Origin of the sequence: Alloactinosynnema sp. L-07, assembly GCF_900070365.1 — a bacterium.
GTDB lineage: Bacteria > Actinomycetota > Actinomycetes > Mycobacteriales > Pseudonocardiaceae > Actinokineospora.
In genome coordinates this window covers 2969233-2992019 of the sequence record NZ_LN850107.1, presented here as the reverse complement: position 1 = coordinate 2992019, position 22787 = coordinate 2969233, and the positions used below count along the sequence as shown (strand labels likewise).

18 protein-coding genes and 1 pseudogene are annotated in these 22787 nt (G+C 70.0%); 15 read left to right on the top strand and 4 right to left on the bottom strand.

Annotated features, from left to right (window positions below):
* The first annotated feature begins 84 nt into the window (after window positions 1–84).
* Complete coding sequence (locus BN1701_RS13235) at window positions 85–1107, top strand: response regulator transcription factor (RefSeq protein WP_054048765.1); 1023 nt, start codon at window positions 85–87, stop codon at window positions 1105–1107.
* Here BN1701_RS13235 and BN1701_RS13230 read toward each other — a convergent pair.
* The 3 genes from BN1701_RS13230 to BN1701_RS13220 form a co-directional block, all read right to left on the bottom strand.
* Window positions 1104–2519, bottom strand: a complete 1416-nt coding sequence (locus BN1701_RS13230) for an aldehyde dehydrogenase family protein (protein ID WP_054048763.1) — start codon at window positions 2517–2519, stop codon at window positions 1104–1106. The genes BN1701_RS13235 and BN1701_RS13230 overlap by 4 nt on opposite strands.
* Window positions 2516–3946 carry an aldehyde dehydrogenase gene (locus BN1701_RS13225; RefSeq protein ID WP_054055826.1) on the bottom strand — a complete coding sequence of 477 codons (1431 nt, stop codon included), beginning with the start codon at window positions 3944–3946 and terminating at the stop codon, window positions 2516–2518. The genes BN1701_RS13230 and BN1701_RS13225 overlap by 4 nt, the downstream gene beginning before the upstream one ends.
* Window positions 3947–4015: 69 nt before the next feature.
* Window positions 4016–4975 (bottom strand): helix-turn-helix domain-containing protein, encoded by a 960-nt coding sequence (locus BN1701_RS13220; protein WP_054048761.1) that lies wholly within the window; start codon window positions 4973–4975, stop codon window positions 4016–4018.
* A 224-nt stretch (window positions 4976–5199) separates the two neighbouring features.
* Here BN1701_RS13220 and hpaD point away from each other — a divergent pair, with 224 nt between their 5' ends.
* From hpaD to BN1701_RS13180, 8 genes are read left to right on the top strand one after another with little or no spacing between them, the layout of a single operon-like run.
* A complete protein-coding gene (gene hpaD, locus BN1701_RS13215; RefSeq protein WP_054048759.1) occupies window positions 5200–6054 on the top strand; it encodes a 3,4-dihydroxyphenylacetate 2,3-dioxygenase in 855 nt (284 codons plus the stop codon).
* Window positions 6051–7451, top strand: coding sequence for a fumarylacetoacetate hydrolase family protein (locus BN1701_RS13210; RefSeq protein WP_054048757.1), 1401 nt, complete (start codon window positions 6051–6053; stop codon window positions 7449–7451). The genes hpaD and BN1701_RS13210 overlap by 4 nt, the downstream gene beginning before the upstream one ends.
* The gene (gene dapA, locus BN1701_RS13205; protein WP_054048755.1) at window positions 7448–8380 is read left to right on the top strand and encodes a 4-hydroxy-tetrahydrodipicolinate synthase; all 933 of its coding nucleotides are present in this window, start codon (window positions 7448–7450) and stop codon (window positions 8378–8380) included. The genes BN1701_RS13210 and dapA overlap by 4 nt, the downstream gene beginning before the upstream one ends.
* Window positions 8377–9846, top strand: coding sequence for a 5-carboxymethyl-2-hydroxymuconate semialdehyde dehydrogenase (gene hpaE, locus BN1701_RS13200; protein ID WP_054048752.1), 1470 nt, complete (start codon window positions 8377–8379; stop codon window positions 9844–9846). Before dapA ends, hpaE begins: the two co-directional genes overlap by 4 nt.
* Entirely contained in the window at window positions 9843–10403 is a 561-nt protein-coding gene (locus BN1701_RS13195; RefSeq protein WP_054048750.1) for an SDR family NAD(P)-dependent oxidoreductase, read from the top strand. Before hpaE ends, BN1701_RS13195 begins: the two co-directional genes overlap by 4 nt.
* On the top strand, window positions 10400–11191 hold the full coding sequence (locus BN1701_RS13190; protein ID WP_054048748.1) for an SDR family NAD(P)-dependent oxidoreductase: 792 nt from the start codon (window positions 10400–10402) through the stop codon (window positions 11189–11191). The genes BN1701_RS13195 and BN1701_RS13190 overlap by 4 nt, the downstream gene beginning before the upstream one ends.
* Before the next feature lie 10 nt (window positions 11192–11201).
* Entirely contained in the window at window positions 11202–11933 is a 732-nt protein-coding gene (locus tag BN1701_RS13185) for a MoaF C-terminal domain-containing protein (protein WP_054048746.1), read from the top strand.
* An 8-nt stretch (window positions 11934–11941) separates the two neighbouring features.
* Window positions 11942–12325 carry a nuclear transport factor 2 family protein gene (locus tag BN1701_RS13180; protein ID WP_054048744.1) on the top strand — a complete coding sequence of 128 codons (384 nt, stop codon included), beginning with the start codon at window positions 11942–11944 and terminating at the stop codon, window positions 12323–12325.
* 36 nt (window positions 12326–12361) lie between these two features.
* Here BN1701_RS13180 and BN1701_RS13175 read toward each other — a convergent pair whose 3' ends face one another.
* Window positions 12362–13654 carry a glycosyl hydrolase family 18 protein gene (locus BN1701_RS13175; RefSeq protein ID WP_054055825.1) on the bottom strand — a complete coding sequence of 431 codons (1293 nt, stop codon included), beginning with the start codon at window positions 13652–13654 and terminating at the stop codon, window positions 12362–12364.
* Window positions 13655–14360: 706 nt separating this feature from the next.
* Between BN1701_RS13175 and BN1701_RS13170 the strand changes: the two genes are divergently transcribed.
* The 6 genes and pseudogenes from BN1701_RS13170 to BN1701_RS35510 all read left to right on the top strand — a co-directional run bounded on the left by BN1701_RS13170 (window position 14361) and on the right by BN1701_RS35510 (window position 21857).
* Window positions 14361–16661 (top strand): PA14 domain-containing protein, encoded by a 2301-nt coding sequence (locus BN1701_RS13170; protein WP_172803243.1) that lies wholly within the window; start codon window positions 14361–14363, stop codon window positions 16659–16661.
* The gene (locus BN1701_RS36440; RefSeq protein WP_054048740.1) at window positions 16618–17469 is read left to right on the top strand and encodes a hypothetical protein; all 852 of its coding nucleotides are present in this window, start codon (window positions 16618–16620) and stop codon (window positions 17467–17469) included. Before BN1701_RS13170 ends, BN1701_RS36440 begins: the two co-directional genes overlap by 44 nt.
* Window positions 17459–20455, top strand: coding sequence for a PA14 domain-containing protein (locus BN1701_RS13160; RefSeq protein WP_172803242.1), 2997 nt, complete (start codon window positions 17459–17461; stop codon window positions 20453–20455). The genes BN1701_RS36440 and BN1701_RS13160 overlap by 11 nt, the downstream gene beginning before the upstream one ends.
* A gap of 56 nt (window positions 20456–20511) precedes the next feature.
* Window positions 20512–20610: pseudogene (locus BN1701_RS38200) on the top strand (hypothetical protein); the annotation flags it as partial.
* Window positions 20611–20634: 24 nt separating this feature from the next.
* Window positions 20635–21006 (top strand): helix-turn-helix domain-containing protein, encoded by a 372-nt coding sequence (locus tag BN1701_RS37270; RefSeq protein ID WP_231949588.1) that lies wholly within the window; start codon window positions 20635–20637, stop codon window positions 21004–21006.
* Complete coding sequence (locus BN1701_RS35510) at window positions 21003–21857, top strand: IS3 family transposase (protein ID WP_054048734.1); 855 nt, start codon at window positions 21003–21005, stop codon at window positions 21855–21857. The genes BN1701_RS37270 and BN1701_RS35510 overlap by 4 nt, the downstream gene beginning before the upstream one ends.
* Window positions 21858–22787: the final 930 nt, after the last annotated feature.

The following is a 22787-nucleotide window of genomic DNA, read 5'->3' as shown; positions in this document are numbered from 1 at the left end:
CAGGGCCTTGACCGCCCGCGTACAAATGGTTGTCCGAGCCGCTTTCCGCCGACTAGCTTCAGCGGATTCCCCTTGGAGGCGCGCATGGACGACAAGCTGCTCGCCGAAGCGGTGCGTATCGGCGCCGCGCTCGGCACCGCGGGCACGGTCGAGTGGGACCAGGTCCTGCACCTGCTGCGCCGCGCCCTCCCCGGCGCCTGTGCCACCCAGCTGACCGGGTGGGACCCGGTCGACCGCCGGTTCCACGTCATCACCGAGGACGGCTACAGCCGGGCCGTCAGCACCGAGCTGGCCTACGAGCTGCCCCGCACCCGGTGGGGCACCCAGCTGTTCGAGTCGCCGACCCCGCTGCTCATGGACGACATGCCGCACAACTTCCGGGACTCGCCGCACTACCAGAACCGGCTGGCCCCCGCCGGGTTCGAGGACGGCCTTTCCGCCGCCCTGAGCTCCCCGGCGGGGACCGTCGTCGGCGTCCTGCACATGAACGCCCCCGTCCGCCACGCCTTCGACGAGACCACCCGCTCGTTCGTCGCCTCCGTCGGCGCCGCCATGGCCCGCCGCGTCGACCCGCTGCACTGCCCGCGTCTGGACGCCTGGTTCGGCCCGGAGTGGGCGGCGAGCTGGCTGGTCCCGTCGGTGTCCTATGTGCCCGGCAGGCAGCCATCGCCGGTGGCCGACGACCCGGCCCTGCTGGCCCTGGCCGACGCCTTCGCCCGCCTGCGCGCGGACACGCTGCCCTTCCTGTGGCAATCCGCGGACGGCTGGCACCGCAGCCGCTTCCTGCGCGTCACCAAGGGGCCGCACGTCGGTGTCGTCATCGCCACCACCCCGTTCGCCAACACCCTGGGGCTGACCGCGCGGGAACTGGACGTGGCCACGGGCCTGGTCGCGGGCCTGAGCAACCAGGCCATCGCCGAGATCCTGGTCGTCTCCCGCCGCACCGTGGAAACCTACGTCGAACGCCTGCTGACCAAACTGGACTGCCAGACCCGCGGCGAGACCGCGGGCGTGGCCGCCCGCGCGGGTCTCATCCGCCCCACCGATCCCACGGGCATCGGCGCGCTCGCGCGCCTCACCCGGGGAACGGACCCGGACTGGGGCTAGAGTCGCCAGCCGGTCAAGACCGTGACCCGGGGCTCGGTCAGGTCGTCCATCGCCGCCGCGACCCCCTCGCGGCCGGTCCCCGAGTCCTTCACGCCGCCGTACGGCATCTGGTCGGCCCGGTACGTCGGCACGTCGCCGATGACCACCCCGCCGACCTCCAGGTCCGCGCTGGCCGCCACGACGCGCATGTCGTGGGTGAAGACGCCCGCCTGCAGGCCGTAGCGGGACGCGTTGACCAGGGTCACCGCTTCGTCGAAGGTGTCGTACGGGGTGAGGACCAGGACGGGGCCGAAGGCCTCCTCGGTCACCAAGGCGCACGTCGGTGGGACGTCGGTGAGCAAGGTCGGGGCCACGGTGGTGCCGTCCCGGCCGCCGCCGGTCACGAGGGTCGCACCCGCGGCCACCGCGGCATCGATCCACCCGGTGATCCGGTCGGCGGCGGCGGTGTCGATGAGCGGGCCCACGTGGGTCGCGGCCGAGCGGGGATCGCCGACCGGCAGGGCCGCGAGGCGGTCGGCCAGCAGGGAGCGCAGCAGCGCGTACACCGAGCGGTGGGCGTACACCCGCTGCACCGACACGCACGACTGGCCCGCCTGGTAGGTCCCGAACCGCGCGATCCGGTCGGCGGCGTGGTCCAAGTCCGTCCAATCGGGACAGACGATCACCGCCGCGTTGCCGCCCAGCTCCAGCACGATGTGCTTGGCGGGGTTGGCATCGCGGATGGCGTGGCCGACGCTGTCGCTGCCGGTGAACGACACCAGCGGCAGCCGGACGTCGGCGGCCAGCGCGGGCGCCGACTCGTTCGGCACCGGCAGGATCGACCACAGGCCGCCGGGCAGATCCGTCTCGGCCAGCAGCGACCCCAGCAACAGCGCCGACAGTGGAGTGGCGGGCGCGGGCTTGATGATCACCGGGGCGCCCACCGCGATGGCGGGCGCGAGCTTGTGCGCGACCAGGTTGACCGGGAAGTTGAACGGCGTGATGCCCAGAACCGGGCCCCGGGGCACCCGCCGGATCAGGGCCACCCGGCCCGTGGAGGCCGCGTCGGTGTCGAGCCGCTGCATGGAGCCGGAGAAGCGCCTGGCCTCCTCCGCCCCCCAGCGGAAGGTCGCCGCGGCGCGGGCGACCTCCGCCATGGCCCAGGTGATCGGCTTGCCGGACTCGGCGGTGACCAGCGCCGCGACCTCCTCCGCCCGGGTGGTCAGGGAACGCGACACGTGGTCGAGGGCGTCCGCGCGGACGTGGGCGGGCACGTCGAGGTGCCGCGACTCCCATGCCGCGGCCACGGCGCCCTCCACCTGCGCGGCGCTCGCGTACGACGTCACCCCGGCGAGGCCGCCGTCCCACGGACCGCGGACCTCGACGGCGGTCGGCCCGTCGCACGGACGGCCTGCCACCCAGAACGGCGTCACCGGCCGCCGCCCAGGTTCACCCAGACGCCCTTGACCTCGGTGTACGCGTCGATCGCGTACGGCCCCATCTCCCGGCCGACGCCGCTCGCGCCGAAGCCGCCCCACGGGGCCGCCGGGTCCGGGACGCACGGCATGTTGACGAACACCGCGCCCGCGCGGATGCCGTCGGCCAGCCGGTGGGCGGTGCGCAGGTCGTCGCTCCACACCGCGGCGGCGAGGCCGTACGGGGAGGCGTTGACACGGGTGAGCAACTCGTCCTCGTCGTCGTAGTCCAGTACGGCGACGACCGGGCCGAACACCTCGTCCCGGGCGACTGCCATCTCTTCCGACACCCCGGCGAAGACCGTCGGCCGGTAGAAGCAGCCGGGGCCGGCCGGCGCGGATCCGCCGGTGACCAGGACGGCGCCCTCGGTGACGGCCCGCCGCACGTGCGCGTCCACTCGGGCCCGGTGCTCCTGACTGACCAGCGGGCCGAGGTCGACCTCCGGGTCGGTCCCCGCGCCGAGGCGCAGCGTGGCCACGGCGGCGGCCAGCTTCGTGGCGAACTCGTCGCGCCGGGCCCGGTCGACGTACACGCGGGCGTAGGCGGCGCAGACCTGGCCGGAGTTGAGCAGCCCGCCCGCCACGGTGCCCGCGACGGCGGCGTCGATGTCGGCGTCGGCGGCCACCACGACTGGCGTCTTCCCGCCGAGTTCCAGCGTCACCCGCTTCAGGCTCGCGACGGCGGCGATCCGCGCGCCCACCGACGTCGAGCCGGTGAACGACACCTTGTCCACGCCAGGGTGCGCGACCATCGCCGCGCCGGTCTCCGGGCCGCCGGTCAGCAGGTTCACCACACCGCGCGGGACCCCGGCCTCGGCGCACAGTTCCACCAGCCGCACGGTGGTCAGCGGCGTCTGCTCGGCGGGCTTGATCACCGCCGTGTTCCCGCACGCCAGCGCGGGCGCCAGCTTCCACGCCATGATCATCAGCGGGAAGTTCCACGGCGCGATGAGCGCGCAGACCCCGACCGGCACCCGGCGGTCGTACTGGAGGGTGTCCGGGAAAGACACCGTCCGGGCGGCGCCGTCGATCTTGTCGCACCAGCCCGCGAAGTAGCGGAAGTGCGCCGCCGCCCCCGGGACGCTCACCGCACGCGAGACCGACAGCGGCTGGCCCTGGTCGAGGGTCTCGGTGAGCGCGAGCTCCTCGGCGTTGGCGTCGATCAGGTCGGCGATCCGCCACAGGATCCGGGCCCGGTCGGCGGGCGGGGTGGCCGCCCAGCCCGCCAGGGCGGCGCGGGCCGCGGCGACGGCGGCGTCGACGTCGGCCGGGCCCGCGGTGGCGCAGGCGGCCAGCGGGGCGCCGGTGGCTGGGTCGGCGGTGGTGAGCGGACCGGCGGCCCCGGCTCCCCACTCGCCGTCGATGTAGAGGTTCGTGGTGCGCATGATGGACAGTGTGCGAACCGGTGTGGCCGCCGACTTGGCCACGCGTGCATGGCCGTTGACCGGGCGTGCTCAGCGCAGCATGATCCCGCGCCTGCGGTACTCGCTGGGCGACACGCCATACTCGGTTTTGAACGCCCGGCTCAGGTAGGACGCGTCGGGCAGGCCCCAGCGGGCGCCGATGACGCCGATGGACAGCCGGTGCTTGCCAGGGTCGGCCAGGTCCTGTCCACAGTGCTCCAGCCGTCGGTGTCTGATGTAGGCGGACACGGTGGTTCCGGCCTCGCTGAACAACTTGTGCAGGTACCGGGTCGAGATGTGGTGCGCGGCGGCGATGTCCGACGGTGCCAGCGTCGGGTCGTCCAAGTGGGACTCCACAAAGGACTTGATGGTGACCAGCAGCGCCGCCCTGGCGGACTCGGCAGGCACATCGGCGTACTCGACGCGGTCGGCCAGCGCGGTGCCGAGCAGGTCGACCACGTTGCGGGCCAGCCGGAAGCTGCCGCTGACCTCGGGATCGTCGAGGTTGCGGGCCAGGTTCACCAGCGTCGCGCTGACGATGCCGCTGACCCCGGCGGTCCCGGTGAAGCGGGTCGCGGTCAGGTTCGCCACGTGCCCGGCGGGCAGGCACAGCATGTCGCGCGGGAACATCAGGACCAGCGTCGAGGAGAAGTCGTCGAACGCCAGCGTGTAGGGGCGGGTGGTGTCGTAGATGGCGAAGTCGCCTTGCGCCAGCGCCGCCTGCCGCCCGTCCTGGGCGAGTTGGGCCGTGCCGTGCAACTGGAGGCTGAGCTTGTAGAACTCGGGGTCGGCCGCGGCGATGGTGCGCGACGTTCGGCGCACCGTGTGCGCGTCCGCGGTCGCCTCGAACACGCCGACGTTGCCCAGGCTCCGTCCGCGCAGCCGACCCCGGAACGGGCCGACCGCGGTCGTGGAGGCGCGCAGCGGCACGAAGGTGTGCGAGACAGCCGATTCCCACAGCGGGAACTGGTCGGCGGGCGCGACTCCCGTGGTGCTCAGCGCATAGCTCATCCGACCTCACTCGTGGTGACCCCGTGAACCCCGTGACCCGCAGACTCACTCGTCGGTGGCGTCCCCGTCAAGGGCGCGTGTCCGGATGGTGACCCCGGCGCACCCACGTGCGCCGCCGGACAACAGAGGTGCGCGCCGAGTCAATCGCACGCCGCGACCGTCCTGTTAGACCTTTGTCGCGGCACGAAACCGTGCCATCAACCGTCTCAGGCCGGGAGGTCCCCATGGGCGAGCTGGTGCTGGCCGCCAAGATCACCCACGTGCCGTCGATCTGGCTGTCGATCCACCCGGGCAAGCACCACGGCATCCGCAGGCCCGCCGAACTCGGCCTGGCCGAGGTGGGCCGCCGGGCCCGCGAGCGGGGCGCGGACACGTTCCTCGTGGCGGACTCGCACTGGATGAACAGCATGGGATTCCACGTCAACAGCAAGCCGCGCCACCACGGCAGCTACGCCTCGCACGAGCTGCCGCACTTCATCCACGACCTGGAATACGACTACCCGGGCGCCCCCGACCTGGCCACGCTCGTGGTCGAGGAGATCAAGGCGGGCGGCCAGAAGGCCATGACGCACGACGTGCGCGACCTCGGCCTGGAATACGCGACGCTGGTGCCGATGCATTTCATGAACCGCGCCGAGGAGCCGCTCGCGGTGGTGCCGGTGGGGTGCAACATCTATTCCACCATCGAGGAGAACCGCCGGGTCGGCGAGGCGCTGATGCGGGCGGTCGCGCGCAGTGACCGCAAGGTCGCGTTCCTGGCCAGCGGTTCGCTGTCGCACCAGTTCCCGCCGAACGAGGTGTCCTCGGAGTACCTGGACCGCATCAGCGACCCGTTCAACGAGCAGACCGACCGCCGCGTGCTCGAACAGTGGCGCGACGGCCGCATCGCCGAGTTCCTCGCGGGCCTGCCCGCCTACAACGCCCGGTGCACCGGTGAGGCGGCCATGGCCGACACCGCGATGCTGTTCGGGATGCTCGGCTGGGACGCCTACTCCGGCAAGGGCGAGCAGCTCTGCGACTACTTCCCGTCGAGCGGGACTGGCCAGGTCATCGTGGACTTCCCGGTGGTGGCGCCGTGAGCCACCCGCTCGGCCTGGCCCCGACGAAGATCGTCGCGGTCCACCTCAACCACCGCTCCCGCGCCGCCGAGCGCGGCCGGGTGCCCGACGCGCCGTCGTACTTCCTCAAGCCGCCGTCCTCGCTGTCGGCCACCGGGGTCGACCTGGTCCGCCCGGTCGGCACCGAGCTGTCCGCCTTCGAGGGCGAGATCGCCGTGGTCATCGGCGAACGGGCGTCGAAGGTGTCCCGAGAGGCCGCCTGGGACCACATAGCCTGGCTCGCGGCGGCCAACGACTTCGGCGTGCACGACCTGCGGGCCGCCGACCGCGGTTCCAACCTGCGCAGCAAGGGCGCCGACGGGTACACCCCGGTCGGCCCGGTGCTCATCGACCCGCGCACGGTCGACCCGCGCGACCTGCGGCTGCGCACCTGGGTCAACGGTGTCCTCGTGCAGGACGCGTCCACCGCCGACCTGCTGTTCGACTTCGCCCACCTGGTGTCGGACCTGTCCGCCACGATCACCCTCGAACCCGGCGACATCATCCTCACCGGCACCCCCTCCGGCGCGACCGTGGTCAACCCTGGGGACGTGGTCGAGGTCGCGATCGGCGACACCGAGCCGCTGCGCAACACCGTGGTCGAGGCGGGTGCCGCGCCGGTCCGCCCGCGGGTCACCGCACTCGACCGCGACCTCGCCTACGGGCGGCCGGTGCCGTCGATCAAGCCGGAGACCGAGGCCGCGCTGCGGCAGGTCGCTACCGCGACCCTGTCCAGTCAGCTCCGCAAGCTCGGACTCGACCACACGTTCCTCACCGGGCTGCGGCCATCGCGCCCGGACCTGCGGATGGTCGGCACCGCCCACACGCTGCGGTTCCTCCCGCTCCGGGAGGACCTGTTCGCCGAGCGCGGCGGCGGCATGAACGCCCAGAAGCGGGCCGTGGAGTCGATCGGGCCCGGCCAGGTGCTGGTGATCGACGCCCGCGAGGACCGCGGCGCGGGCACCCTCGGCGACATCCTCGCCATGCGGGCCCTGCGCCTTGGCGCGGCCGGGGTGGTCACCGACGGCTGCCTGCGCGACTCGCCCGCGTTCGCCGACCTCGACCTCCCGGCCTACAGCGGCGGCGCGCACGCCTCGGTCCTCGGGCGCAGGCACGTGCCGTGGGAGGTCGGCGTGGACGTCGCGTGCGCCGGGGTGCTGGTGCGGCCCGGTGACGTGCTGGTCGGCGACGCCGAGGGCGTGCTGCTCATCCCCGCCGCGCTCGCCGACACCGTGGCCGCCGACGCGCTGGCCCAGGAAGCCGAAGAGCGCTACATCCTCGCCCGGGTGGCCGCGGGCGAGTCCATCGACGGCCTCTACCCGCTGGGCCCCACCGCCCGCGCGGAGTACGAGGCCGCCCAAGCAGGAGCGAAGCCGTGAAGTTCCGATCCGATCCGGCCGCCGTGCGCGGCTCCATCGCCCCCCTGGTCACCCCGTTCACCGCCGACGGCGCCCTGGACACCGACAGCCTGCGCGCGCTGGTGCGCTGGCAGCGCGCGTCCGGCTCGCACGGCGTCTCGATCGGCGGGTCGACCGGTGAGCCCGGCGCGCAGAAGCTCGCCGAGCGGGTCGAGGCGCTGAAGGTCGTCGCCGAGGAGACCGCCGACGAGCTGCCGTTCCTCCCCGGCACCGGGACCGCGACCCTCGCCGAGACGCTGGAGCTGACCGGCGCCGCCGCCGACCTCGGCGCCGACATCGCGCTCGTGATCACCCCGTACTACAGCAGGCCCACTCAGGAGGGGCTGTTCCAGTGGTACTCCACGGTCGCGAAGGAGTTCCCCGACCTGCCGATCGTCGTCTACAACGTGCCATCGCGCACCGCCGTCGACATCGCGCCGGAGACCGTCCTGCGGCTGCGCCTGGCCCACGACAACATCGTCGGGATCAAAGAGACCACAAAGGACTTCGAGCACTTCTCGCACGTGCTGCACCTGTGCGGGCGCGACTTCCTGATGTGGTCGGGCATCGAGCTGCTGTGCCTGCCGCTGCTGGCCATCGGCGGCCGCGGGTTCGTCTCCGCGCTGGCCAACCTGGCGCCCGCCGCGGTGGCCCGCATGTACGAGCTCTACGAGTCCGGTGACCGCGAGGCCGCCATCGACCTGCACTACCGCCTGCACCCGCTGGTGGAGCTGCTGTTCGTGGAGACCAACCCGGCGCCCGCCAAGCACGTCCTCGCCGACCTCGGCGTCATCGCCAGCGGGTATGTCCGCCCGCCGCTGATCCCCCCGACCGAAGCGGGCCTGGCCCGCATCGCCGCGCTGCGCGCCAAGGCCGCCGACCTGCTCGTCCCCCCAGGAGTCCCCGCATGATCACCGACGAACTGCTCCACCACATCGACGGCAAGGACGTCCCCAGCGTCTCCGGTGCCACCTTCGGCGTGTCCGACCCGGTCACCGGCACCGAGTACGCCCGCTGCGCCGCGGGCCAGGCCGAGGACATCGCGCTCGCCGTCGCGGCCGCCCGCCGGGCGTTCACCGACGGCCCATGGACCGGGCTCTCCGCCCGGGAGCGGGCCACGGTGCTCGTGCGGATCGCCGACGCGATCGAGGACCGCGCCGACACTCTGGCCAGGATGGAGTCCCACGACACCGGCCTGCCCATCACCCAGGCCAAGGGCCAGGCGCACCGCGCGGCGGAGAACTTCCGCTACTTCGCCGACGTGATCGTCGCCCAGCACGAGGACGCGTTCCTCGTGGGCGGCAAGCAGGTCAACTACGTCGTGCGCCAGCCCGCCGGGGTCGCCGGGCTGATCACGCCGTGGAATACGCCGTTCATGCTGGAGACCTGGAAGCTGGCGCCCAGCCTCGCCGCCGGGTGCGCTGTCGTGCTCAAGCCCGCCGAGTGGTCGCCGCTGTCGGCGTCGCTGCTGCCCGAGGTGATGGCCGAGGCCGGGGTCCCGGCGGGCGTGTTCAACATGGTGCACGGCATCGGCGAGGAGGCCGGGGCCGCGCTCGTGGCGCACCCGGACGTGCCGAGGCTGTCGTTCACCGGCGAGTCGGGCACCGGGCAGATCATCATGCGCACCGCGGCCGCGCACCTCAAGGAGGTGTCGATGGAGCTCGGCGGCAAGTCCCCCTGCGTGGTCTTCGCCGACGCCGACCTCGACCGTGCCCTCGACGCCGCCGTGTTCGGCGTGTTCAGCCTCAACGGCGAACGCTGCACCGCGTCCTCGCGCGTGCTGGTCGAACGGCCGGTCTACGAGGAGTTCGTCGCCCGCCTCGCCGCCCGCGCCGACGCGGTCAAGGTCGGACCGCCGTCGGACCCGGCCACCGAGGTCGGCGCCCTCATCCACCCCGAGCACCACGCCAGGGTCATGGAGTACGTCGAGATCGGCCGCGCCGAGGCCCGCCTCGTCGCGGGCGGCACCCGCCCCGACGGCCTGCCCGGCGGGACCTTCCTGCGGCCCACGGTCTTCGCCGACGTCGCGCCCGACGCGCGGATCTTCCAGGAGGAGATCTTCGGCCCGGTCGTCTGCGTGACCCCGTTCGACACCGAAGCCGAGGCGGTGACGCTGGCCAACGCCACCAAGTACGGCCTGGCCGCGTACGTGTGGACCGCCGACCTCAGCCGGGGCCACCGGGTCGCGCGGGCGATCGACGCAGGCATGGTCTGGGTCAACTCGCACAACGTCCGCGACCTGCGCACCCCGTTCGGCGGCATCAAGGCCAGCGGCGTCGGCCGTGAGGGCGGCCCGCACAGCGTCGACTTCTACAGCGACCTGCGCGCCATCCACGTCGCCGTCGACGACCTGACACCCCCGCGTTTCGGCGCATGACCACCCTGCTGGGCACGGTCGCCATGGTGACCGGCGCCGGGACGGGCGTCGGGGCGGCCGTGGCACACCGCCTCGACGCCCTCGGCGCCCTCGTCGCCGCCCTCGACGTCGAGGGGACCGGCGCCGAGGTCACCGCGGGCGCGCTGCACCGGGCCATGGCCGTCAAGGCCGACCCGGCCGACCCCGCCCAGCTCGAAGCCGCCATCAAGTCCGTCCACGCCCACTACGGCCGCCTCGACGTCGTGGTCACCACCAGCTCCCGGCCGTGTCAGCCCGCCAACGCGGCCGAGCTGTCCGACCACGACTGGCACACCCCGCTCGCCGACATCCTCGACACCGCCTTCTACGCCCTGCGCGCCGTCCTCCACACCCCGGCGACCCGGGTCCTCGCGGTCATCCCGGTGTGCGCGCACAACCCGGCCCGCGCCGCGGCCTCGGCGGGCGCGCAGGCCCTGTCCTCGGGAACCGACCGCCTCACCGCGGTCGTCACCCGCTGCCCAGCCGACCTCGCCGCCACGGCGGCGGCCGTCGCCCGTCTCGCCGGAGCCACCCCATGACCCGCTTCACCGGCCGCGTCGCGCTGATCACCGGCGCGGGCACCGGCATCGGCGCCGCCACGGCCCGCCGCCTCGCCGAGGAGGGCGCGGCGGTCGTCCTCACCGGCCGCCGCCCCGGCCCTCTCACCGAAGTCGCGGCCGCCATCGGCGACCGCGCGCTGGCCGTGCCCGCCGACGCCGCCGACCCGGACGCCATGGCCGAGGTGGTCGCGGCGGCGGGGGAGCGGTTCGGCCGGGTCGACGTGGTCGTCGCCAACGCGGGCGGACACGGGCTCGGCGCGGTGGGGGAGACCTCGCTCGCCGACTGGGACCTCGCCCTCTCGGCCAACCTGACCACCGCGTTCGCGACCGTACGCGCCGCCGTCCCCGGTCTGGTCGACGGCGGCGGGTCGGTGGTGCTGGTGTCGTCGCTGGCCGGGCTGTTCGCCGGGCCGGCCGTGGCCGGGTACACCGCCACGAAGCACGCGCTGGTCGGGCTGGCCCGCTCGATCGCCCGCGACTACGGCAGGCACGGTGTGCGGGCCAACACCGTCTGCCCCGGCTGGGTCCGCACCGCCATGGCCGACGAACAGATGGACGGCCTGGCCGCCTGCGCCGGTCTCGACCGCGAGGCCGCCTACGCCCTGGTCACCCGCAACACCCCGCTGGGCCGCCCGGCGACGGCCGACGAGGTGGCCGCCGTCATCGCGTTCCTCGCCTCGGCCGACGCCGCCATCGTCTCCGGCGCCGTGGTCACCGCCGACGCGGGCGCCAGCGCCGTCGACCTGCCCACCATCGACCTGGTCTAGGAGGACCCTGATGTCCGAGTGGAAAGCCGTGGACGACTTCGCCGCCGGGATCGACGGCAACCGCCTGCCGTCGGTGTCGTTGGACGGCACGGTGTGGTCGGTGGACGGCCGCGTGATCGAGTTCGGCGCGGCCACGGCCGCCGAGGACGGTGTCGAGGACCGGTACGACGCCGTCGAGGGCGCGCCCGGTGTGTACTTCGTGGACCGGACGTTCGCGTCCACCCCGCACCGCGCCGAGGTCCTGGTGGTCGACACCACCACCGGGCGGACGCTGACGGTCGTCTCCACCATCGCCGACGAGGACACCCCTGGCACCCCGCGCGTCGCGCAGACCTTCCAGCCCGGGACCCTCGACGGCCACGAGGTCATCGGCGCCGCGCCCGCGCCCACCCGCGACCTCATCGGCTGGCGCGCGCTGTACCGCTACAGCCCGAACCACCTCTACGAGCACGTCTACCTCAGCTCGCAGCGCTACGCCTGGCAGTGCCTCGTCGGCGAGCAACGCGGCCACGGTGACGTCGACCTCGCCACCGCCTACACCCTCGGCGGTGGCCTCTACGTGTTCACCTTCCGCGAGTTCCGCATCCCCGTCGCCACCGTCTGGCTCTACGACCTCGACGCCATGCGCACCACCGGCGTCTTCTTCGGCCTCGGCGCCGACGGCACCGTCCGCAACGCCCCCGGCGGCGCCAACATCACCGCCCTCGGCCGCGTCGCCTACCCCGACACCCAACCAGTGTGAGGATCTCCATGCCGCTCTACGACACCGTCCGGTCCCATTACGCGGCTTCGGCGGCGGGCGACCTACCCGGCATGCTGGCCCCCCTGTCGGCGGCGAGCACCTGGACCGAGGCAGCGGGCTCCGCGTACGCGGGCGTCTACACCGGCCCAGACGCCGTCGTCGCGGGCGTGTTCGCCCGAATCGGCGCGGAGTGGACCGATTTCCGGGCCGGCGTGGACGACTTCGTCGACGGCGACACCACAGTCGTGGCGATCGGAAACTACACCGCCACCCACACCGCGACCGGCAAGCCCCTGGTGGTCCGCTTCACCCACATCTGGCGCGTCCGCGACGGCATCGTCCACTTTGAACAGGTGGCCGACACCGCACTCCTCCTCGCCGCCGCCCGGTAGCCCGCCCGCCGCGACCTGCACTCCGCCGCTAGGGGACTAACGGCCCTGCAGCGCCTTCACGTTGTTGCCGAAGGTCCAGTTCTTTGCGCCGTCCCAGTTGAGTGACCACGTCATCAGGCCCTTGAGTCCGCCGCCGAAGCTGTTCCATGCCTGGGCGACTGTGGCCGGTGACATGTATCCGCCGCCCGCGCCCGGCTGGGCGGGTAGGCCTGGGACCTGCTTGTCGTAGGGCACACGGATCGTGGTGCCCTGGATGACCAAGCCCTGGTTGAGGCACTCGGTCTGCTTGACGAAGCCCTGCACGGTGGCGGCCTGGTAGGAGTCGCCCGCGCAGCCGTACATGCTTCCGTTGTAGTACTGCATGTTCAGCCACCAAAGCCTGCCGTTGTCCGCGTATTTCTTGATGATCGGCAGGTACGCACCCCAGATCGAGCCGTAGGTGACGCTTCCGCCGGTGACGTACGCGGTCTCGGGGGCCATGGTCAGCCCGAAGTTCGACGGCATCTGCGCGAGCACACCGTCGATGATGCGGATCAGATTGGCCTGCGATGCCGAAGGTTGGCTGATATTGCCCGAGCCCGTGAGCCCGGTCTCGATGTCGATGTCGATCCCGTCGAAGTTGTACTTCTTCAGGATCGGCACGATCGTGGCGACGAACCGGTCGGCGACCGTCGACGAATTGAGGTCGATCCCCGCCGCCGCGCCGCCGATCGACATCAGGATCGTCTGGCCCGCCGCCTTGGCCTGACACATCGCCGCGGGCGTCGCGACCTTGACGGTGCTGTCCATCCCGTCCTCCCACAGCGCGGTCCCGTCGGAGCGAATCACCGGGAACGCGGCGTTGAGCACGTTGTAGCCGTGTTGCGAGATCACCGGGTTGGCGATGGGCGTCCACCCGAACGGAGGATGCACGCCGTTCGCCGCGCCATCCCAGTTCTCCCAGTAGCCGACAAGGACTTTCCCCGCGGGCTTCGACTTCACCGCGCAGCTGTCCCCGCCGGGCGGCTCGGTCGTGGGTTGGGTGGTTGTCGGTTGCGTGGTAGTGGGTTGAGTAGTCGTCGGCTGCGTGGTTGTGGTCGTCGTGGGCGGAGCCCCGTCACAAGCACGCACATCCGTCCACAACGACGGCGCGGCGACCGGGTTCCACCCGGTACCGCGCCACGCGGTATGGGCCACCTTGGCGCTGTACAGCCTGCCCGCATAGGTCACCTCGGCCCCGGCCGCGTACGTGGTGCCTTCGGCCCAGGCAGGGGCGTTACAGGCAGCCAGGACAACGGTAGGCGCGGCCGAGGCAAGTCCGTTGCTCTCGACCACCAACACAGTCCCCACCGCGACAGCGACACCGACAACCGCCGCGATGGCCGAAAACTGGGATTTCACAGACCTCGATCGCACAGGAGTGTTCCGCATGCGGCAATTATCTAAATTGGTCTAGTCCATGTCCATGCTCAAGCATTCACAGCCCCGGAGACAAGGGGCCGGGTGAGTTCTGGGAACGCACCCTCGCGCCGGCGTGGTTGTCGGACGAAGATCCTCGAAAGAAGTTCGGCAGGCGGCTTCGGATCGGGGCTGACGAGTTCGTAGAGCCTGAAGACGAGGTACGGTTGGCCGACCGCCCTGCGCTGAGATCAACAGGGCGTTTATTTGGCGGAATCAAGTGATCATAGCGACACGGGGTTCGCTGAAGATCGTTGAAGACTTCGATCGGCTTCCGCCAGTTCATGACCGCCAACCCGACTTCTGTTGGCAGCGGTTAGGTCGGATGTAGTAATTCCTAGGCCGTCATGACTCCGATCGGCCTATTGCCGAGATTGCACCGATACGTCAAGCTATACCAGACCATACCGTACGGTCTGGTCTGGTCTGGTAGTGCCTGATCGGTGCCTCCGCTTGGCCTCCTGCTGGAGTGGCCTCTGCGCGGCAACGGCGTTAGTCGATGGCGAAGTGCGCGGGGCGTGAGCCTCGCGTCGATCACTCTGGGGGCTTTGTGTTCTCTCGTCATATCCGTGTTCGTGCTGCCTGGCGGAGATCTGCCGTGCGAGCGACTATCGCCGCATTGGCGTTCACTCTGGTCGCGACGCCGACCGAGGCGTTCGCAATTCCGCCTTCGCCCGAGGCGCCGCCAAGGTCCACCGCCGTCGACGCGCGTGGCCTTCCGCCGCTGAAGGGCGAGCCCGCTCGCCAGGACCCAGTTGCGCCCGCTGATCCCAAGGCGGACTTCAGTTCGCTGGCCGGTCAGCGGCGCAGCCACTACGACCCACGCCGCTCGAAACTGGTCTCTCGGTCGATGTTCACCGAGGAGTACGAAAACCCGGATGGCACGCGCAGCGTCAAACAGTCGACCGAGCCGTTGAACGTCAAGGACGCCAGTGGAGTCTGGCGTCCAATCGATGTGTCACTTGAGACGGACACGAAGTCGAAGCGTGCCAACGCAAGGCTTCACCCGCTGAGCGTGGCGTTCGCTGAGAGCGCCGATGACTCGCGCCTGGTGTCGGTCGAGGTTGACGGCAAGCGTGCGTCGCTCGGTCTCGAGCGCGCCGCCACGGGCAAGAAGGCCAAGCTCAATGGCTCCAGGGCCATCTACACCGACGTCGAGCCCGAGACAGACCTCGAATACGAGGTCACAGCCGGGTCGGTGAAGGAGACGATCAAGCTCAAACGTCGACCCGCGCCGGGCAAGTCAACCTGGCGGTTCAGGCTGGGCACCGATGGCCTCACCCCTGTCGTCACCGCTCAGGGCACCGTCGAGCTGCGCGACGCCAACGGCGCCGTGAAGATCGTCATGCCAGCTGTCGAGGCGTGGGACTCGTCCGGATCCGCTGACCGGCCGCCCGCCGTGACCACCGGCTCCTACGGCTTGGAGAACACCGCTGACGGCTGGATCCTTACCGCGTCGGTGGACGAGCGCTGGTTGCGTGACCCGGCTCGGACCTACCCGGTGAGTGTCGATCCGACGTTCACGCTGTGGACGCCGGAGTGGTATTCATACAAGTCCGACGGCACGTACTACTACAACGACGGTGGGCTGCGGATCGGCAGCCCGATGCACAACGGCACCTTGTGGCGCGGCTTGTTCCGGATGGACCTGACGTCGCTGGCGGGCAAGAACGTGATCGGCGCCCGGTTCGACGTGAACAACATCCGCGACGCGACGACGGTCGACCGGACGTGGGGCGCCAATCTATGGATCGGCACCGCGTTCAACTTCAACGGTGTGGGCGCACACCTCGCGTCCACACTGGTCGGACAGACGGGGTCGTTCAGCGACACCCGCTTGACCAGCCACGTCCACGGGTTCCGGGGCCAGTCGCACGTCTGGTTCTCCATCAGCGGGTACGAAGATCCGAACATCTGGACGTACAAGCGTCTCGGGTTGACGGTGTACATCGACACGGGGAACGCGCCGCCCGCGGCGACGTTGGTGGGTCCGGCCGACCAGTCGGTGAGCACGAGCCTGACGCCGACGCTGGCGGTCAACCCGGTGACCGACGCCGATGGTGACGCCGTGTCCTACTGCTTTCGGGTCGCGACAGGCACGGACGCGAACTCTGGTGTCGTGGTGGACTCGGGTTGTCAGTCCAGTCCGACATGGACGGTTCCGATCGGGGTGTTGCAGGACGGTGTGCAGTACACCTGGCAGGTTCGTACCTCCAGTGGGATCACGCAGACACCGGGCCCGGTATGGCGGGTGAAGATCGATCAGCGGATCGGGGCGCGTGGCCCGGCCCCGGTCGATTCAGTGGGCCCCCTGGCGGTGAACCTGGCCAACGGCAACGTGACCACCTCGGTCGCCGGGCCGACGTTCACCACGGTGGGCGGCACGGCGGGTGTGTCGATGACGTACAACTCGCAGCAGCAGGACAACAAGGGTCTGCAGGCGTCGTACTTCGTGGACCTGTCGCAGAACGGGAACATCAACCCGTCGCAGCAGCCGGTGCTTATTCGCACCGAACCGCAGGTGAACGTCGACTGGGGCGTCGGATCGCCGTTCGCTCCCGCCATGGGCGTGGACTGGTTCGTGGCCCGATGGGAGGGCTACTTCCAGGCTCCGGTCGCCGGGACCTACCAGTTCGCCGGTGTGCACGACGACAGCCTGAAGATCTGGGTCAACAACAACAGCGTGTACGACCAGCCATGCTGCGCAGGCGTGAACTACTCGGTCGCCACCGGTGTCGCTCTGTCCGCCGGACAGCGGGTGCCGATCAAGGTCGAGTTGGCCGAGCGCACGAGCGCGGCGTACCACCGACGGCGCGGTGCCGTCGCAGATCGTGCCTGCGGACTGGCTGCACACGATGGACGCCCCCGCATTGCCCAAGGGGTGGACGCTCTCGGCTGACCTGGATGGCTCTGGCGGCACGTACACCGAGGCCAAGGTCACCGACCAGAACATCGTGCTGACCGATGGCACCGGCGCGAAGCACACCTACACCAAGCAGAGTGCAGGCGGCTACAAGGCGCCCGAGGGCGAGGACGGCATCCTCGCCCTCGACAGCGGCGGCCGCGTCACCCTCACCGAGGGTTCAGATGTGTACGTGTTCCGCGCCGACGGCAAACTCGACACACAGGCGAACATGCAGGACTCCCGTAAGCCGGCTGCCCTGAACAACGTCTACGACGGGTTTCCGTCGCGGCTCAAGGAGATCCGCGACCCGGTTTCCCAGCGGTCGCACACCTTGCACTACAACCGTCCTGGCGACGCCTGCTACGGCGGTGCGACCGCCCCGGCAGGCTTCGACGCGCTGCCTCCCGCGCAAATGCTCTGCCGGATCAGCTACTGGGACGGGACCGAGACCCGCCTGTGGTACGGCAGCGGCAGGTTGACCCGGGTGGAAAATCCGGGCTCGGACACCACGTCCTACAGCTACGCGCCCACGGGTCCGCTCGACGGGCTGCGTGACAGCGCCGCGGCCGACTGGGTCGCCATCGATGCCGCCAACCGCGCGGGACACGGCGAACTACATCGTTCACTACGTCGAACACACCGCGAGCAAGCCCCTGGCGAGCGCGGTCTACGCACCGCAAGCGACGCCGAGCGTGTCGCGGCCAGGGCATCGCTATCGGTACGACCCGGCGAATCGAACCAGCTATGTCGATGTGGACGGCCTCACCCCGGCGATCGGGTACGCCACGAAGGTGGTCTATGACGAGGCGTTCCGGTTGCTGTCGACGACAGACGCGACCGGTAAGGTCGCCTCGCAGACGTGGAGTGTCAAGGATCAACTGCTGACGTCCACCGACACCGCTGGGCGAGTGTCAACGACCACGTATGACAAGCAGGATCGACCGGTCGATCACTTCGGCCCGGCGCAGGCATCGTGCTTCTCGGGACAGCTCCCGACCGCTGCCTGCGCCGACACCGTCCCGAAGTCGCAGACCGCGTACGACGAGGGCATCAACGGCCTCGCCGTGTCCTATTGGGACAACCTCGATCTCGTCGGTGCCCCGAAGGCGTACACCACCGGCGTGGGGACCTCTGACGGGCGCCTTGTCGTGACGTGGACCGGTGTGCCGACTCCCGGCGTGCCTGCCGACAACATCTCGTTGCGGGCGACCGGTGAGATCGTGTTCCCGCAAGCGGGTACCTACACTTTGCGGGTCCTCGCCGACGACGGCACGCGAGTGTGGATCGACGACGCGCTCGTCATGGACGACATCTGGCAGGGCCAGGTCCCGACTTGGCAGACCGCGACGGTCGTCAGCGGCGCTGCCGGTGAGGCGAAGCGAATCCGCGTCGACCACAACGAGTACCTCTACGACTCGGTTCTCGAACTGCACTGGACCACCCCTGGCGGCGTCCAGGAGCAGGTCCCGGGCAGCCAGCTCCGTCCGAGGCACAACCTCGCGACCACGAGCCGCACCTATGAGTCGGCGGACGTGCCCGGGCAGGTCACCACGACCGCGTTCGGTCAGTCGGGCCTCGACGTGACGTTCGGCCTGCCGGTCAGCACCACGAGTGCGGGCCTGACCACGGGAGCGACGTACGAGACGCCGGGATCCGGCTACCTGCGCAAGACCGCGAAGACCATGCCGAGCGGCGCGCAGACCAGCTACGTCCACTACGGAGACACCGAGACGCGCGACAACCCGTGCACCACAGCGGCCGACGCGGTCAACCAGGGCGGCATGGCGAAGTCGACCACGCTTCCCACGCCTGCGACGGGTTCGGCACGGGTCGACGAGCAGATCTACGACGCCTCGGGCCGCGTCGTCGCGCGAGCGACATCCGGCGACTGGACGTGCACCCAGTACGACACGCGTGACCGTGTCACCCAACAGGTCGTGCCCGGCAACGCGAGTGCCGGTCCTCGAACCGTCACCACGAACTACGCGGTGGGCGGCGACCCGCTGACATCGTCGGTCACCGACTACAACGGCACCGAGACGACGAGGGTCGACCTGCTCGGCCGGGGCGTCGAATACACCGACGTGCATGGCGTCCGCACGGTGACCGCGTACGACCAGGCGGGCCGGGCCATCTCGACGACGGTGAACCCGCCGAACCCGGCCGATCCGGTCCAGGTGTCGTCGTACACCCACGACGACGCGGGCCGCATGCTGACGACGTCGCTGGGCGCGACCGTCCTGGCGACGTCGACGTACGACTCCGCCGGTGAACTCGCGACGGTGACGTACTCGAACGGCAGCTCGCTGTCCGCGATCGGCAAGAACTCCGCCGGTCAGGTCACGTCGCTGACCTGGCGGACGAGCGACGCCCAAGAGATCGTGTCCGCGGTGACGCGGACCCGGGCGGGAACGATCGTCGACGAGTCCCTCGCCGGGGTCGACGCGCGCCCCACCGGCCCGAACTACGTGTACGACTCGGCAGGCCGCCTGACCCAGGCTTGGGTCAACGGGCACCACTACACCTACGACTTCACCTCGTCCGCCCCGGCGGGATGCCCGACCGGCACCCAGTCGAACGCGGGCCTGAACACCAACCGCGTGCGGCTGCTGGACGAGACGTCATCGGGCACGGCCGAGACGGGCTACTGCTATGACGCGGCCGACCGCATCCTGGCCACGACGGGTGCGACGGTGGTGAGCGGACTGCGGTACGACTCGCACGGTTCGACCACGGAGTACACGGTCGGCGGGGCGACGACGTACCTGTCGTGGGACGGCGCGGACCGCAACATCGCCGCCCGAACCACGGGCCCCGACCCGGCTGATGTGTCCTACACCCGTGACGTGACGGACCGGATCGTGCGTCGCCAGGCTTCGCAGGGCGACACGCACACCGATGTCAAATACGGCTACACCGGCTCCGGCGACTCGGCCGACTATGTGCTGGACGGGACGAACCGCTACGTGTCCCGCACGTTCGGCCTGCCGGGCGGCGTCGTCTACACCTGGAAGCCGACCGCGCCTGACGCGACCTGGGACCACCCGTCGGTCCGCGGCGACTTGTGCCTGGCCACGACGCCAGGCGGGGTTCAGAGTGGCGCGTTGCGCACCTATGGTCCATATGGCGAGCCATTGTCGTCGACAGGTGCGGTGAGCCCGGACAACGTTCCGGACAACCAGCGCGGCGAAATGGACTACGGCTGGCTCGGCCAGCACCAGCGCCCGTACGAGCACGCTGGCGCACTGTCGATCGTGCAAATGGGTGCCCGCCCGTACAGCCCGCTACTCGGTCGCTTTCTTTCTGTCGATCCAGTCGAGGGAGGAAGTGCGAATGACTACGACTATGTGTCGGGCGACTCGATCAATAATTTGGACCTCGACGGTAAGGCGTGCCACACATGGCGGGGCCACCGTCGCTGCCACACACCGATCAAGATGGTTGGGAAGCGAGGGTTCGGTGGCTGGGTTAGGGACAATCGAGGTTTGATCGCCACTGTCGCGGCCACTGGGTGGTGCTTTGTTCCCGCAGTTGGCTGGGCAAGTTGTGGAGTTGCGCAGACTGCCGCGTATGGTGTTCGCAGTCAGCAGGCTATAGCTGAGCGTGGGTGGGCGGGTAGCCGCCGAGCTATCTTTGTCGATGGACTTTTCACCTTGTTGACATTCGGCATGGGATCCGTCATGAGGTACACCAGATTCACACGTGTTACGCCATGGGTCCAGCGCAAGCCGGTCACTCCCACCTGGTCGTCGATGACTCTGATACATAAGGGGGCCTACTCGCTCTGAACTGCTCCCCGGAAGTTGGACTGGTAATCCAGTTCCGTCTTCCGGGGAGCGGTTTGGTGTATCCAGGTAGTTCGTTGTCGGAGCGGCAGCGGGAGGCTGCTGTCGCGTTGTTCGAGGCCGGGTATGGCAGAGGCGCGGTCGCGACCCGGCTGGGTGTGTCCCCGGACGCGGTGGGACGCTTGCATGATCGTTGGAGGCTGCGAGGCGCGGGGGCGCTGGTGATGGTGCCGGGCAAGCGGTCGTTCACGTTCGAGTTCAAGCTCGATGTGGTGCGGCGGTTCGTCAGCGGTGAGGCGACCGCGATCGAGCTCGCGCGCGAGCATGACCTGTCCTCGCCCAAGCTGGTCGAGAACTGGGTGCGGCTGTATCGGCGTGAGGGCGCCGAAGCGTTGCGGCCCAAGCCGAAAGGGCGGCCGCCCGCCGGTGACACGCGATCGCCCGCGCCGGCGCCAAGCGAGCTGGAGCGGTTGCGGCGGGAGAACCTGCGGCTGTCCGCGGAGGTGGCCTACCTAAAAAAATTGCGGGCCTTGAGGGAGCAGGGGCGAGGGTGAAAACCCAGGTCATCGCCACTCTCAAGGCCGACTATCCGCTGCCGGTGCTGCTGGAGGTCGCCGGTGTGGCCCGGTCGACGTTCTTCTACCAGCAGGCCCGGCTGTCGCGCCCCGATCCGCACGCGGGTCTCAAGGCCGCGATCACCGAGGCGTTCGAGCAGGCTCGTGGCCGATACGGGCATCGGCGGATTCACCTCGTGCTGGCCCGCCAGGGCCGGCGGGTGGCCAAGAAGACCGTGCTCAAGCTGATGAACACCCTGGGCCTGGTCTGCAAGGTGCGGCGGCCGCGGCGGTATCGGTCCTGGCTCGGGCAGGCAGGCACGGTCGCCGAGAACGTGCTGAACCGCCAGTTCAGCGCCCAGGCCCCCGACACGAAGTGGGTCACCGACGTCACCGAGTTCCGCATCGCGGACCGCAAGATCTACCTGTCACCGGTGATCGACCTGTTCGACCGATCCGTCATCGCCTACACCCACGGCCCGTCCCCGTCGCTGGAACTGACGAACTCCTCGCTGCGCGAGGCCATCGCCACCCTGAACGCCGGGGCCACACCGCTGGTGCACTCCGACCAGGGCTTCCAGTACCAACACGCCTCCTGGCGCGCGCTGCTGGCCGACGCGGGTCTGCCGCAGTCGATGTCCCGGCGAGCCAACTGCCTGGACAACTCACTCGCCGAGAACTTCTTCGGCCACCTCAAGGAGGAAATGTTCAACCATGACACGTTCGGCACCGTCGAGGAGTTCACCACAGCCCTGGACGAGTACCTCGACTGGTACAACAACACCCGCATCTCCACCACGCTGAAGGGCCTGAGCCCGGTCGAATACCGAGCCCAGGCCCTCGCGCCCTAACCTTTACTTACGCAGTCCAACTTCCGGGGAGCGGTTCACTCGGCCTGAACGGTGGCATGTGGGTGAGATCGGTGTATTGCGTGCTCAGGCCCAGTAACTGTTAGGATGTTTCGTATGACGCTTGGCTGGGGTGGAGCGGGCGCGGTGTACGTTTTCCGCTCGCCATGGCGTTGGGTGGGCATGGCTGCTGGCCTCGGGTTCGTTTCGGTGGGCCTCTCGATGCTTGTTCAGTCGGATTCGATCGCGGTCATCGTCGGATCATTGTGCGTGGCGATTGGTGGCTTCGGATCGTATCGGTCTTTCCGCGTTGGCGTAGCCGTATTGCCAGGGGGGCTGATCGAGCGTCCGATCATGGGACAGGACATTCCTGTCCCATGGTCGGAAGTCGTTGGATATCGGATCGAGCCTGGGCCATCGATCCTGCCGTCCAGGGTGCCTGCGCTTGAACTTAGGGATGGATCGACAGTCGCGCTGTCTGCACTTGCGTACTACTCACCTCGAGGTGGGCGCCCGGGCCGCATCGCGAAGCTGGAGGTGCTTGTCGCGGAAGTACTCGGTCGTCATTGACAGTGGGACGCCCGCACCGTGCGCGCCCTCGCCCAGCGGCGTGCACACCGCGGTGCTCTACAACCGCGCCATCCTCGGCGAACGCACCAGTTGGGACAGCCGCTACGCGCGCAAGACCGAGAACGGGTTCGGGGGTCGCCACCTTCGACATCCGCCTGCCCTATCCGCTCGCAATCACCTCCGCGCACCTGGACCCCTCCGCCAACGAGTGGGCGCGCGGGGAGGCATCGCACATCGGCACCCGGGTCCGCCGACACGGCCCGATCGCCATCATTGGCGGAGACATCAACTACTCGCCCGCCTACAACATCATCGGGCCGGACTTCGACGCGATGGGCGACTGGAACCCCGACGCGCGCACCA

Bases quoted from the DNA above. Each gene is read 5' to 3' on its own strand.
- BN1701_RS13190 (WP_054048748.1), top strand. From the start codon at position 10,400: ATGACCCGCTTCACCGGCCGCGTCGCGCTGATCACCGGCGCGGGCACC.
- BN1701_RS13185 (WP_054048746.1), top strand. From the start codon at position 11,202: ATGTCCGAGTGGAAAGCCGTGGACGACTTCGCCGCCGGGATCGACGGC.
- BN1701_RS36440 (WP_054048740.1), top strand. From the start codon at position 16,618: ATGGACGCCCCCGCATTGCCCAAGGGGTGGACGCTCTCGGCTGACCTG.
- hpaE (WP_054048752.1), top strand. From the start codon at position 8,377: ATGATCACCGACGAACTGCTCCACCACATCGACGGCAAGGACGTCCCC.
- BN1701_RS13180 (WP_054048744.1), top strand. From the start codon at position 11,942: ATGCCGCTCTACGACACCGTCCGGTCCCATTACGCGGCTTCGGCGGCG.
- BN1701_RS13195 (WP_054048750.1), top strand. From the start codon at position 9,843: ATGACCACCCTGCTGGGCACGGTCGCCATGGTGACCGGCGCCGGGACG.
- BN1701_RS13220 (WP_054048761.1), bottom strand. From the start codon at position 4,975: ATGAGCTATGCGCTGAGCACCACGGGAGTCGCGCCCGCCGACCAGTTC.
- BN1701_RS13235 (WP_054048765.1), top strand. From the start codon at position 85: ATGGACGACAAGCTGCTCGCCGAAGCGGTGCGTATCGGCGCCGCGCTC.
- hpaD (WP_054048759.1), top strand. From the start codon at position 5,200: ATGGGCGAGCTGGTGCTGGCCGCCAAGATCACCCACGTGCCGTCGATC.
- BN1701_RS13225 (WP_054055826.1), bottom strand. From the start codon at position 3,946: ATGCGCACCACGAACCTCTACATCGACGGCGAGTGGGGAGCCGGGGCC.